This is a genomic window from Paenibacillus rubinfantis (genome assembly GCF_001486505.1).
GTDB lineage: Bacteria > Bacillota > Bacilli > Paenibacillales > Paenibacillaceae > Fontibacillus > Fontibacillus rubinfantis.
Genome location: NZ_LN909064.1, coordinates 65829 through 79027, shown reverse-complemented (window position 1 = coordinate 79027; position 13199 = coordinate 65829). Strand labels below are relative to the sequence as shown.

The 13199-nt window shown below is 52.4% G+C and carries 11 protein-coding genes; 4 read left to right on the top strand and 7 right to left on the bottom strand.

What is annotated here, in order from left to right; translation table 11 throughout:
* The first annotated feature begins 24 nt into the window (after positions 1-24).
* Positions 25-702, top strand: a complete 678-nt coding sequence (locus BN3277_RS08805) for a helix-turn-helix domain-containing protein (protein ID WP_059041907.1) — start codon at positions 25-27, stop codon at positions 700-702.
* On the top strand, positions 660-1580 hold the full coding sequence (locus BN3277_RS08800; RefSeq protein WP_148501012.1) for an IS3 family transposase: 921 nt from the start codon (positions 660-662) through the stop codon (positions 1578-1580). Before BN3277_RS08805 ends, BN3277_RS08800 begins: the two co-directional genes overlap by 43 nt.
* A 75-nt stretch (positions 1581-1655) precedes the next feature.
* Here the strand turns inward: BN3277_RS08800 and BN3277_RS08795 are convergent, their stop codons facing one another.
* Both BN3277_RS08795 and secG read right to left on the bottom strand, forming a co-directional pair.
* Positions 1656-2228: a GNAT family N-acetyltransferase gene (locus BN3277_RS08795; RefSeq protein ID WP_059041906.1), complete on the bottom strand. Its 573-nt coding sequence runs from the start codon at positions 2226-2228 to the stop codon at positions 1656-1658.
* A gap of 195 nt (positions 2229-2423) precedes the next feature.
* Positions 2424-2657 (bottom strand): preprotein translocase subunit SecG, encoded by a 234-nt coding sequence (gene secG / locus BN3277_RS08790; protein WP_059041905.1) that lies wholly within the window; start codon positions 2655-2657, stop codon positions 2424-2426.
* A 303-nt stretch (positions 2658-2960) separates the two neighbouring features.
* Between secG and BN3277_RS08785 the strand changes: the two genes are divergently transcribed.
* Entirely contained in the window at positions 2961-4991 is a 2031-nt protein-coding gene (locus BN3277_RS08785) for a methyl-accepting chemotaxis protein (protein ID WP_059041904.1), read from the top strand.
* Between the two features lie 137 nt (positions 4992-5128).
* On the opposite strand, the gene BN3277_RS08780 is transcribed toward BN3277_RS08785, so the two are convergent.
* Positions 5129-6811, bottom strand: coding sequence for a glycoside hydrolase family 13 protein (locus BN3277_RS08780; RefSeq protein ID WP_059041903.1), 1683 nt, complete (start codon positions 6809-6811; stop codon positions 5129-5131).
* 492 nt (positions 6812-7303) lie between these two features.
* On the bottom strand, positions 7304-8308 hold the full coding sequence (locus tag BN3277_RS08775; RefSeq protein WP_059041902.1) for a LacI family DNA-binding transcriptional regulator: 1005 nt from the start codon (positions 8306-8308) through the stop codon (positions 7304-7306).
* A gap of 251 nt (positions 8309-8559) precedes the next feature.
* On the opposite strand from BN3277_RS08775, the gene BN3277_RS08770 reads away from it, so the two are divergent.
* Complete coding sequence (locus tag BN3277_RS08770) at positions 8560-9348, top strand: class I SAM-dependent methyltransferase (protein ID WP_082691383.1); 789 nt, start codon at positions 8560-8562, stop codon at positions 9346-9348.
* 78 nt (positions 9349-9426) lie between these two features.
* Here the strand turns inward: BN3277_RS08770 and eno are convergent, their stop codons facing one another.
* Genes eno through tpiA form a run of 3 tightly spaced genes read right to left on the bottom strand, consistent with a single transcriptional unit; the run spans position 9427 to position 13059 of the window.
* A complete protein-coding gene (gene eno / locus BN3277_RS08765; protein WP_059041901.1) occupies positions 9427-10719 on the bottom strand; it encodes a phosphopyruvate hydratase in 1293 nt (430 codons plus the stop codon).
* Between the two features lie 39 nt (positions 10720-10758).
* Entirely contained in the window at positions 10759-12306 is a 1548-nt protein-coding gene (gene gpmI, locus BN3277_RS08760; RefSeq protein WP_059041900.1) for a 2,3-bisphosphoglycerate-independent phosphoglycerate mutase, read from the bottom strand.
* The gene (gene tpiA, locus BN3277_RS08755; protein ID WP_059041899.1) at positions 12307-13059 is read right to left on the bottom strand and encodes a triose-phosphate isomerase; all 753 of its coding nucleotides are present in this window, start codon (positions 13057-13059) and stop codon (positions 12307-12309) included.
* Positions 13060-13199 lie beyond the last annotated feature (140 nt).

Here is a 13199-nt window from a genome sequence, read left to right as displayed (position 1 = left end):
TTACCGTGAGGGGGAGCATTTTTCATGCCAAATAAAAAGCTTACCGATGTAGAGAAATTAGCCATTGTGCAGGAGATCGAGGGCGGACATATCGGTATTAATGCCGCTGTAAGGAAGTTCGGGTTCAGCAAGTCCACCTTAATGAAGTGGCGAAATCGTTATCGACTGTATGGTATGGAGGGATTAGCGATTCGAACTTGCAATCGTAGTTATTCTGCTGAGCTTAAATTACAAGCGGTCATGGATTATTTTCGTGGTGAGTTGTCACAATACCAGATCATCGATAAGTACAAGATTTCCAGTCGAACCCAACTCGCCGATTGGATTAAGAAGTATAATGGTCATAGCAGTTTACGAGCTTACAATGGGGGAAAGACGGCTATGACCAAGGGACGTTCTACAACGTGGCAGGAGCGGCTTGACATTGTCTTGCACTGCCTTGCGAATGGACAAGATTACAGCCAGGCGGCAGACCAATTCAAGGTCTCTTACCAACAAGTATATGGGTGGGTTAAAAAGTACGAAGCCGGTGGACCAGAGGCTCTTCGCGACGGCAGAGGGCGCAAGAAGGCGCCTGAGGAGCTTACGGAGGCCGACCAACAGAAGCTTGCTATGAGGAAGCTGGAGTACGAAGTTGAGCGGCTTCGAGCGGAGAATGTATTCCTAAAAAAGTTACAGGAGTTCCAAAGGGGGCGTCGTTAAGCCAGCATCGACAGGAGAACGTCTATCTCGCGATACAAGCCGTGCACCAGGCAGAGTCGCTCAGCATACAGCTTCTGTGCGAGGTGGCAGGGATACCAAGGTCAAGTTATTACAAATGGCTCAGCCACAAGCCCAGTCCGCGACAGTTGGAGAACCAAGAGCTGACGGAAGTCATGATGTCTTTGTACCACAAGGTCGAAGGCATCTTTGGTTGCCGTCAACTCACGCTGCATTTACGTAGAATGCTTGAAAAGCGAATTAACCACAAACGCATACAGCGATTAATGGAGATCAAGGGGATCCAATCGGTGATCCGCCGAAAGAAAAAGAAATATCCACGCTCCACCCCTCAGCATGTGGCCGAGAATTTGCTGAATCGCGAGTTCCAGGCGGATGCGCCAAACGAGAAGTGGGTGACGGACGTAACGGAGTTCAAATACGGTCATGGACAAAAGGCTTATTTAAGCGCGATTCTTGACCTCCATGATAATACGATTGTATCTTACGTGCTGGGGCACTCCAACAACAATCCACTGGTGTTTAAGACGCTAGAATTGGCACTGGAATCTGTGTCCGAATGTAAGCCATTGATTCACAGTGACCGAGGCTTCCAGTACACTTCAACATACTTTAAAGAAAAGCTGGATGCTGCCAACATGAAGCAGAGTATGTCCCGAGTAGGCCGATGCATTGATAACGGGCCCATGGAATCCTTCTGGGGAACATTGAAATGCGAGAAATATTATTTGCATAATTATCGGACTTTTGACCAGTTGAAGAACGACATTGATGACTATATCCACTTTTACAATTACGAACGATTACAGAGAAAATTAAACGGCCTCAGTCCGATGGAGTACAGGACCAAGGCCGCCTAATTGAGCTTTTATTTTTTATACTGTCTACTTGACGGGGTGCAGTTCACCGCGGGCAAGCCTTTTGTTTTATACCATTTATGTAGTGAGTACCGTTTCCTCTTTCAAGCTCTCGAGCGTGTCCATATACCATTCGTAACGCTCCTGATTCTCGTAAAACTCAGAGACATGAATAATCGTTGGCACGACGTCGTCCCCTTTATAGAATTGACGTTCCCCAACCTGGGTCATCGGGACATGGAAGGAGATTCTCAGCGCCCGAAACAACGTAGGCTCAAGCAGGGTGACATAATGACGGATCCCGTTCTGCTGAGCAAACAATACGATCGTTGCGAGCAACCGGTTGAGATTGCGGCCGCGATACCGCCTCAGCAGAGCCACTTTATCCACCTCGGCGATTTCCCCCGGCCCAGCGAGCCTAATGTCGGGGTGATCGTCAAACGGTACCAGTTGGTTCAACAGCTCGTCCGATTGCGGAACATAGGGCTTGAACTCCACCGTTCCCACCGGCACCCCAGCCCCGTCATAAACGAGGCAACGCCCTAAGACGTTGTCGGCGAATTCCGGTTCAAAGCCTTTTTCCATCCAGGCTTCCATCCAAATCGAGTGAAACAAGGTTCCTTCCTCCAGCGTTTCTACTAGCTTGTACAATTTCCTTCCTCCTCTCATTGCATGTACCAAAATTGTAATATTTTTACCTCCTGACAACCACGAAAATACTACATAATCTAACATTTATTACTATTAAATTCCTTTCAATTTTGTTACAATACATTTCAAAAATGCACGCAAAAAAGCCCCCGTCTCCCGAAGGAAACGAGGGCTTACGCTGACTAGAATTGAAGGTTAGTCCAGCACAACGGCAACGACGATCGACAATACGAAGAACCCAACAGCCAATCCAACCGTAACCCGTTCGAGGACGAGTTCCATGCCGCGCGCTTTTGTTTTTCCGAAAAGATGTTCAGCACCCCCGGAGATGGCACCGGAAAGACCCGCACTCTTCCCTTTCTGCAGCAACACGACTGCGATCAAACCGATCGAGAAAATAACGAGCAATACCTTGAGCAAAATATCCATTCAATCCACCTCCTAAGTGAGAAGCATCCTTCATCTATTCCATAACTCTGAGATTTACGATACAAAAACAGCATTATTATTGTACCATAGCGTCCACGGAATAACAACCGTTTTCCTTCTGTACTAAACTCCTTTGATCCATACAAAACGAGCGACCCGGGTCGGTCAACGAAATATGTCATCATTCCTCAAAAATTGACGAAATTTGAGTCCCGGATTTCTCTATTTTGTGCCAAATTGCCCCTTTTTTTCGTGCTACGATGGACTTAAGTCATATTTTCACAAGCCTCAGGAGGGTAACTTATGTTCAAGTTCAAGACAGAGAAACGGAAAGAGAAACACAAGTCCCAAGGGAAGTCCGGATCTTTTCAACGGAAGCTGTTGATCCTTATTCTTGCGACCTCCCTCTTCCCGCTCCTCGGCGCCAGCTTCTTCTTCGTCAGTTATTTCGGAGACGTCATGACGCAAAACAACGAGGAATTGGTCCAATCCACGCTGGATATGAACATCGCCAACATCGACGAATGGATCTCGAGCAAAACCAAAGCTGTAGAGAATCTGATCCAGCAGGAGCCGGAGTTCCAGACGTTCCACCCTGACCGGATTTTTCCGATTCTGAACGTGCTCGAGCAAAGCGACGACCAATCGGAAGGCTTTAGCGTCATCGACAAGAACGGGGTGCTGACGAATATGCTGGGCATGACGGCGGACTCCTCCGAAAGCCCGTATTTCGTGGAAGCCAAGCAGAACAAGGCTCCAGCCTATGCCGAGATGAGCTATCTCGAACCCTTGGACAAGTACATTATTTCCGCCATGGTTCCCGTAAGCGATAAAAGTGGACAGTTCCTGGGCGGGGTGGCCTTCTCCGTTACTCCAGACGTGCTGTCCCAGCTGAGCGGCAAGATTCAGATCGCCAAAACCGGCTATGCTTACGTCATCTCCAATACCGGCGTGTATTACAGCTATCCGGACGCCGAACGGTTCAACAAGAACATCCAGGATTACGCCCAGACACCGGAGCTGAAGAAGGCCATCCAAACCCTCCTCGACCAGCCTAACGGGCATATCACCTACCGCGGCGAGGAAGGGAAGGAAGTGATTACATACTTCGGTACGGTGCCCAGCACCGGCTGGAAGATGGTCATTACCGTGCCAACGAGCGAGATTTTCGCTGAAGTCAACAATGCGCGGAACCTGTCCATCGCGATCGCTGTTGCCACTGTGATCCTTGTCTTCGGGATCGCCTACTTCCTGGCACGCCAAATCGTGAAGCCGATTCACGCCGTTTCCGCTGTCATGAAACAAGTCGCCGACGGGCATCTAAACGAACGGGTGAAAGTCACCTCGAACGATGAAATCGGGCAGATGAGCGGCAATATCAACCTGATGATCGATTCTTTAGCGACGATGGTGAAGCAAATCGATCGTACCATCGGCGAGGTCGCGGCTGCTTCCGACGAATTGCTTAACGCCACCCGCCAATCGACCGAAGCAACCGGCGAAATTACGCATGCGATTCAAGGCGTTGCCAGCGGCACCGAAACGCAGTTGCAGGGCGCGGAGCAGTCGGCGCGGGCAACCGAAGAGATGGCCGTTGGCGTCCAGCGGATCGCCGAAGCGTCCGGCAACGTCTCCGAGCGGGCTGAAGCGGCTGCCAGCGAGGTGGAGAACGGCTACGTGCAAATTCAATCGGCCATCGAGCAAATGGCGCACATCCAGTCCACCGCCAATCAAACCGCGACCGATATCGAACGCCTGACCGCTCATTCCAACGAAATTGGAGAGATCGTTAACGTGATTTCCGATATCTCCAACCAAACGGCGTTGCTGTCCCTGAACGCCTCCATTGAGGCGGCGCGGGCAGGGGAGCAGGGGCGAGGTTTCGCCGTTGTGGCCGGGGAGGTTAAGAAGCTCGCGGAGCAGACCAGCCAATCGATCGCGCATATCGTCGAATTGATTCAATTCATCCAAGGCTCCACATCCCAGGCGGCGGATTCGGTGAAAACCAGCATCGAAGAGATCAACAAAGGGATCCATCGAATGGAGAGCGTGGGCGTGTCGTTTGGCCAGATTCGTGAGTCTATCCATCACGTCTCCTCGCAAATTCAAGACGTGTCGGCAACAACACAGCAAATCTCCGCAGGCACCGAAGAGATTGCCGCCTCGGTGGGCGACATGCTAAATACCGCCAAGGATTCGGCCTTAAGTGCGCAATCGGTGGCCGGCTCCTCTGAAGAGCAAGCTGCGATCATCAAGGGCATCGAAGCTTCGGCGCAATCGCTGAACCAACTGATGAACGAGCTGAAGGAGCAAATTCGAGTCTTTAAAGCTTAAGGCCTGATAACCTGATAACCTGATGGCCATGACGGCCGTTCATTTGATGTTAAATCATCCTTAACTACACTAGCTTGTGAAAATATGGACGAATAAATAAAGGACGCCCTGAATTTCAGGCGTCCTCTTCTTTTGGCTTAATAGGTCAGCTTATAGACACGCGCCTCGTACGGCCGCAGATCCAAGCTCCGCACATCTACGCCGGTTGGCACATCGTCATAGTTCGCAATGAGCAGCTCCGCCGCCTTGGCCTTGTCGGCGCTAAGCGCCGCTGCTTCCGGCGTCGTCCAAGCAAATTGCGCCGGTTGATCATAGAAATTCAAAACAACTAACAGCTGTTCTTGCCCCAACATGCGGGTATACGCATATACCTGCTCATCCTGAGCATTGAGCAACTCGTATTTTCCGTAGACGATCACCTCATGCTGCTTGCGCAATTGGATGAGCCGACGGTAATAGTGGAAAATCGAGTTCTCATCCGCCAACGCGCGCTCCACGTTGATCTCCCGGTAATTCGGGTTCACTGCGAGCCATGGCGTGCCGGTGGTAAATCCGGCATGTGCGCTGCTGCCGTCCCATTGCATCGGCGTACGGGCATTGTCCCGCCCTTTGGCGTAAATCGCCTCCATGATTTCCTCCGGCGTGCGGCCTTTCTCCAGGTACTCTTTGTACATGTTCAACGTCTCGATGTCGCGGTACTCATCGATCGACTCGAACCGCACGTTGGTCATGCCGATTTCTTCCCCCTGGTAAATGTACGGCGTCCCTTGCAGCGTATGCAGTAGCGTGGCTAGCATTTTCGCCGACACGAGACGATACTCCCGGTCATTGCCGAATCGCGACAGCAGGCGCGGTTGGTCATGGTTGTTCAAATAAATGCTGTTCCACGCCTTCCCTTCCAACTCCGTTTGCCACTTGGAGAGAATCTGTTTGAAGTCGACCAGCGTCCACGGTTTGCCCCACCATTTGCCGTCCGATCCCGAATCGATGCCCATCAGCTCGAACTGGAACACCATGCTCAGCTCTTCCCGATCCGTTCCGGCAAAAAGGACAGCATCCTCCGGCGTGACATCCAGCGTTTCGCCCACCGTCATGATATCGTATTTGGACAGGACCTCGCGATTCATTTCCTGCAGGAATTCATGGACCCGCGGTCCATTGATGCACGTCCCGCCTTCCGCGCTGTTCGGCAACCCCGGCGGCTTGGAGATCATGTTGATGACGTCCATCCGGAATCCGTCGATCCCTTTATCGAGCCACCAGGTCATCATATCGTACACTTCACGGCGCACCTTTGGGTTTTCCCAGTTCAGGTCCGGTTGCTTTTTGGAGAACATGTGAAGGTAATATTCACCGCTAGCTTCGTCATACTCCCAAGCCGGTCCGCTGAAGAATGAACCCCAGTCGTTCGGGGTCTCCCCCTCCTTGCCCGGACGCCAGATATAATAATCCCGGTACGGATTATCTTTCGATTTCCGCGACTCCACAAACCATTGATGTTCATCCGAGCTGTGGTTAACAACCAGGTCCATAATCAGCTTCATGCCCCGCGTATGCAGTCCGTCCAGCAGCTCCTCCCAATCCTTCATCGTGCCAAAGGAATCCATAATCGATTGATAGTTGCTGATATCGTACCCGTTATCGTCGTTTGGCGACTCGTACACCGGGCATAACCAAACCACGTCTACGCCCAGCGTCTTCAGATAATCCAGCTTGGAGATAATCCCTCTTAAGTCCCCGATCCCATCCCCATTGCTGTCCATAAAACTACGCGGATAGATTTGATATACGACGCTTTCCTTCCACCACTTTTTGTCCACGATAGGTCCTCCTCTTTGTCATCTTACTCTTTTTTGACGATCCCACTCACCTTGATGAACTTACTCATTTTTGACGATCCCAATCACCTTGACGAACTTACTCTTTTTTGACGTACTCACTCATCTTTGTCATTTACTCATTCTGCCCAATTGGACGTAAACGTTTACGTTTGGCCGAAAAAGATACGAACCTGGGTAACCCGAACAAATAAGAACATTTTATGGTCTTATTTGGCCCCAGATTCGATTTCTGGCGAAAATAGCGGTATTTATTGTCCTTATTTGAGCCCGGGAACGCCATTTCACCACGTTTTGGCCGAAATAAGGGGATTTATTCCCCTTATTTCGGATCAACACGCCACATTCCCGTGAATAAGGGGATTTTATCCCGCTATTATTACCCTCTCTGCCATCGCAATGCCGCGATCGATCGTGTGCGGTACAGAAGGGGCTTTCGCCAGCCGTTTCCGCACCCACTCCATCGCAGCTTCCCTACTCCCGCCGGCTCACCGTTCCTCGCTCGACCACCTGATGCGGTACGAATTCGCTGGCCTCCGGCTGGCCTGTTTCGATCCGCGTCAACAGCTTGGATGCGGCCAGGCGGCCCATTCCGGCCAGCGGCTGGGCGACGGTGGTCAACGGCGGGTAGCTCATCTCGGCCAGCTTGAGATTATCATAGCCGATCACCGAGAGCTGCGCCGGAACGGCAACCCCCAAGCGCAACGCCGTGTAGATCACGCCGATCGCCATCTCATCGCCGGCGGCGAACACCGCCGTGACCTCCGGCGCTTGGCGCAGCAGCTCCTCCGCCGCCTTGCAACCGCCGGCGAAGCTGAAGCGCCCGTCCAGCACGGGCGCCTCATCCACCGGCAGGCCGTGATCGGCCAGAGCCGCCCGGAACCCGGCGATCCGCGGTTCGCCGGCAATGACGTCGTGGGCCGGGCCGCTGATCATCCCGATCCGGCGGTGCCCCTGCCGGATCAAATACGTGCAGGCGTCATACGCCGCCTGGTGGTCATCCACCTTGACGTAAGGGATGTCGGCATACTCGGACTTCGAAGCTACCAACACCACCGGGATTCCCATCTTCCGGAGCGTTTCATAGTACTCCTCTTTCAGCACGCCACTCGACAGGATGATCCCGTCCACCTGCTTCTCCCGCAGCACCTGCAAATACTTCATCGTCCGCTTCCCGTCCTCAGCCGTATTGCAGACCACAACACTGTAGCCGTGTTCCTGCGCCGCCTCCTCGATCCCGTGCAGGATCTCCGAGGAGAACGCGCTTGATACACTTGGGAACAGCACCCCAATGGTTTGGGTTCGCTTGTTCACCAAACCACGGGCGATCGCGTTCGGCTGATAACCCAACTCGGTAACCGCATTCAACACTTTCGCCCGAGTCTCTTCCGAATATCCAGGCAAGTCATTTAGCACCCGCGAGACGGTGGCGACAGATACGCCAGCCAGCTTAGCGACATCTTTAATTGTTGCGCTCACTATATAACCTCCGCAGCCCAAGATCATAGTAATTTCACGGACGTAAACGTTTACTTAAACTATATTCCCAATCCAAGATTTTGTCAACGAAACAGATCCCATCCTGCTAAGAAGAAGCCCGTCATCTGCATGTAAATGTATCCTATTCTAAAAATAACAATTGATAATGATTATCACTATCATTTAAAATGGTTATAGTTTCCTACCCAAACCCAACGATCATCCATTCCAATTCTAAAGGAGGATTTGATTTGAATACGTTAGCTTCCGATTTTCAAAGGATGCCGGGACACTGGGTGCTGGCAAGTCTCGGCAAAAGAGTGCTTCGCCCCGGCGGCCTCGGTCTCACCCGGGTCATGCTGGAGCAACTCCATATCGGCCACGATGACGATGTTATTGAATTTGCCCCCGGCCTTGGGGTAACCGCGAGCATGACGCTCCAGCGCCACCCCCGCAGCTACGTGGCGATCGAGCAGGATGAGCGGGCCGCCGATACCGCTCGCTCCTACGTCTCAGGCGATCGCCGCCAGGTGATCGTCGCCGATGCACAGGATGTCCCGCTGGAGAGCCATACCGCCACAGTCATTTATGGCGAAGCGATGCTTACCATGCAATCACCTGTGCAAAAAGAACAGATCATCCGGGAAGCCGCCCGCTTGCTCAAACCTGGCGGCAAGTATGGCATTCATGAGATGAGCTTAGCCAACCCCACCATCGATCCTCAGCGGCGTAAGGAGGTTCGTCAGGACCTGGCCCGGGCGATTCGAGTGAATGTCGCTCCCCTCACCTCCGCAGAATGGATTGATCTGCTCGAAAACCACGGATTTCACGTGCTGGCCGTCCAAACTGCGCCGATGCATCTGCTGCATCTGAAGCGCCTCCTTGAGGACGAAGGGATATCCGGCTTTCTGAAGATCAGCGGCAATCTTCTCAGAAACCGGCAGGCGCGTCAGCGTGTGCTGGAGATGCGCAGACAGTTTGTAAAACATGCCGCCCAACTGCAAGCCATTAGCATCATCGCCGAATACAGACCCAAATAAAGAACAAGGCCCCCTGCTTCTCACGAGCAGGGGGCCTTGTTTATCGTTAGGCCGGAGTTCGTATCCGAGCCGTCCTTCTTAACGATGGTCTTTCAGGTTGTAGAAGGATTTCAAGCCGTTGTATTGAGCGAGATCTGCCAATTGATCTTCGATGCGAAGCAATTGGTTGTATTTCGCGATCCGGTCCGTACGGGAAGGAGCACCCGTTTTGATTTGGCCAGCGTTTGTTGCCACAGCGATATCGGCGATCGTGCTGTCTTCGGATTCGCCGGAACGGTGGGAGATCACTGCCGTATAACCCGCGCGTTTTGCCATTTCGATCGCGTCGAATGTTTCTGTCAACGTACCGATTTGGTTTACTTTGATCAGGATCGAGTTACCGATACCTTCTTTGATGCCTTTGTACAGACGTTCTGTGTTGGTTACGAACAAGTCGTCGCCCACGAGTTGAATTTTGTTACCCAATTTCTCGGTAAGCAGCTTCCAACCTTCCCAGTCGTCTTCAGCGCAGCCGTCTTCGATCGTGATGATCGGGTATTTATCAACCCAAGAAGAGAGCAGGTCTACGAATTCCGAGGAAGTAAAGGATTTGCCTTCGCCTTCCAGGTGGTATTTACCGTCTTTGTAGAACTCGGTGGAAGCAACGTCCATACCCAAGAATACGTCTTTACCTGGCGTGTAGCCGGCTTTCGTGATAGCTTCCATAATCGAGGACAAAGCGTCTTCGTTGGAAGTGAAGTTTGGAGCAAAACCGCCTTCGTCGCCTACAGCTGTGTTCAGGCCTTTTGCTTTCAGAACGGATTTCAGGTTGTGGAAGATTTCAGCGCCTGTGCGAAGAGCTTCTTTGAAAGAAGGAGCGCCTACAGGCAGGATCATGAATTCTTGCACGTCTACGTTGTTGTCGGCATGCGCGCCGCCGTTTACGATGTTCATCATCGGAACTGGAAGCTGTTTCGCGTTAAATCCGCCCAGGTAAGCGTACAGCGGCAGATCCAGAGCGTCAGCAGCCGCACGAGCAACCGCCATCGAAACCGCCAGGATGGCGTTTGCGCCCAGTTTACCTTTGTTTGGCGTGCCGTCCAGTTCGATCATCATTTTGTCGATGCCAACTTGGTCCAGAGCGTCCATGCCAATCACTTCAGGAGCGATGATCTCGTTTACGTTCTTCACGGCGTTTAATACGCCTTTGCCGAGGTAACGGGATTTGTCGTCGTCGCGAAGCTCAACCGCTTCGTGCGCACCGGTGGAAGCACCGGAAGGAACGATAGCGCGGCCCATCGCGCCGGATTCGAGATAAACTTCAACTTCAACGGTAGGGTTCCCGCGGGAGTCAAGGACTTCGCGAGCGTATACATCAGAAATAATCGTCATGTGAAATACAGTCTCCTTTTTAGTAGGTTTATTTGTAAGTTACGCCTTGCGGCTGGCAATCATCGATTTACCGGTCATTTCCGGCGGCTGCGGCAGGCCCATCAGGTCCAGCAGCGTTGGAGCGACGTCGGCGAGGATGCCTTTGTCGCGCAGCACGACGTTCTCATCGGTCACGATAAACGGCACCGGATTGGTCGTATGCGCGGTAAATGGACGGCCTTGGTCGTCGATTTCCATATCGGCATTCCCGTGGTCGGCAATAATGATAACCACTCCGCCTTTGGCTTTAACGGCGTCAACCACCTTGCCCACGCATTCGTCTGTTACTTCAACCGCTTTGATCGTTGGCTCCATCATTCCGGAGTGTCCAACCATGTCCGGGTTAGCGAAGTTCAGGATAATCGCGTCGTGTTGATCCGATTCGATTTCCTTCACGCACGCTTCTGCCACTTCATATGCGCTCATTTCCGGCTTCAGGTCGTAGGTTGCAACCTTCGGCGAGTTGATAAGCACACGTTTTTCACCTGGAAGCTCAACATCGCGGCCACCGCTGAAGAAGAACGTAACGTGCGGATATTTTTCCGTTTCGGCGATGCGTAATTGCTTCTTGCCATGCTGTACCAAAACTTCGCCAAACGTATTGTCGAGATCCTTCGGCTTGTACGCAACGTACCCGTCAACCGTTTCAGCAAACAACGTCAGGCAGACGAAGTGCAGGTCTGTCGGGAATTTGGGTCCGCGGTCGAAGCCTTGGAAATCCTTATTCGTAAATACGTTGGACAGCTGAATGGCACGGTCCGGACGGAAGTTCAAGAACACGACGGAGTCGCCGCTCTCGACTTGAGCGATCGGTTGGCCATGGCCGTCAACGATGACGGTCGGCATCACGAATTCATCGAATACCGATTTCTCGTAGGATTCGGTTACGGCTTGAATCGGGTCGGTATATTGCGGACCTTCCGCGTATACCATCGCCCGATAAGATTTCTCTACACGATCCCAACGTTTGTCACGGTCCATGGCATAGTAACGACCTTGAACCGTAGCGATTTTACCAACGCCAAGCTCGTTCATCTTCGCGATCAGGCGTTCCAGGAAGCCTTTCGCGCTGTCCGGAGCTACGTCGCGTCCGTCCAGGAAGGCATGCACGTACACTTCGTGCATTTCTTCCTTCTTTGCCAGCTCGAGCATCGCAAACATATGTTCAATGTGGCTATGTACGCCACCGTCGGACAGAAGGCCATATAGGTGCAGCTTTTTGCCCTTTGTTTTCGCGCTGCGCACCGCATTCACCAGGGTTTCGTTCGAGAAAAATTCACCTTCACGAATCGATTTGGAGATTCGGGTCAGGTCCTGGTACACGATCCGGCCGGCCCCGATGTTCAAATGGCCGACTTCGGAGTTCCCCATTTGCCCTTCCGGCAAACCAACCGCTTCCCCGCTGGCGGTTAACGTGGTGTTCGGGTATTGCTTCAAATAACGGTCATAGTTCGGCTTGTTCGCTTGGGCAACCGCGTTGCCTTCAACTTTATCGCGAAGCCCGAACCCGTCCATGATGATCAGAGCTACTGGTTTGGGAGCCGTCATTTATTTCGCCCCCTCAACGAGCTGGATGTAAGATTCCGGCTGCAGGCTGGCACCGCCGACGAGCGCGCCGTCGATGTCGCTTTGGCCCATATACTCCTTCACGTTCTCCGGTTTCACGCTGCCGCCGTATTGGATACGGATCTTCGCGGCGACGTCGTCCCCGTAAAGGCCTTTCACCAGGCTGCGGATATAGGAAATCACTTCGTTCGCGTCTTGCGACGTGGAAGATTTGCCTGTACCAATCGCCCAGATCGGTTCGTAAGCAATCACGACTTGCGCCGCTTGCTCTGCAGTTAACCCTTTCAAAGCCGCTTCAGTTTGTACCTTCACGACATCCTTCGTTTGGCCGGCTTCGCGCTCTTCGAGTTTCTCGCCGACACAAGGGATTGGGGTCAAGCCATGTTTGAAGGCTGCGAGGATCTTCTTGTTGACGATTTCGTCGGTTTCCCCGAAATACGCCCGGCGTTCGGAATGGCCGATGATGACATAATCCACGCCAAGCTCTTTCAGCATGCGACCGCTGACTTCGCCGGTGAAGGCTCCTTCGTCTTCAAAATGCATATTTTGCGCGCCGATTTTGATCGACGTGCCTTTCGCTGCTTCTACCAAAGCCGGAAGGTTGGTGAACGGCGCGCAGATAACGCTCTCTACGCCGGCAACCTCCGCTTTCCCTTTTACGGCTTCGAAGAAGGTTTTGGCTTCGGAAACGGTTTTGAACATTTTCCAGTTCCCGGCAATAATAGGTGTTCTCACAGAGCCCACTCCTTCACTTCTTCATAGAGGTAGTTTAAAAAATGGACGTTGATCACGATGCCACTCGTGAAGCTAACTCGACTTCGAATCTTGAATTCACCCGGGCCTAAGCAGATGCTTCCGATGTATGTTTCCTGCGG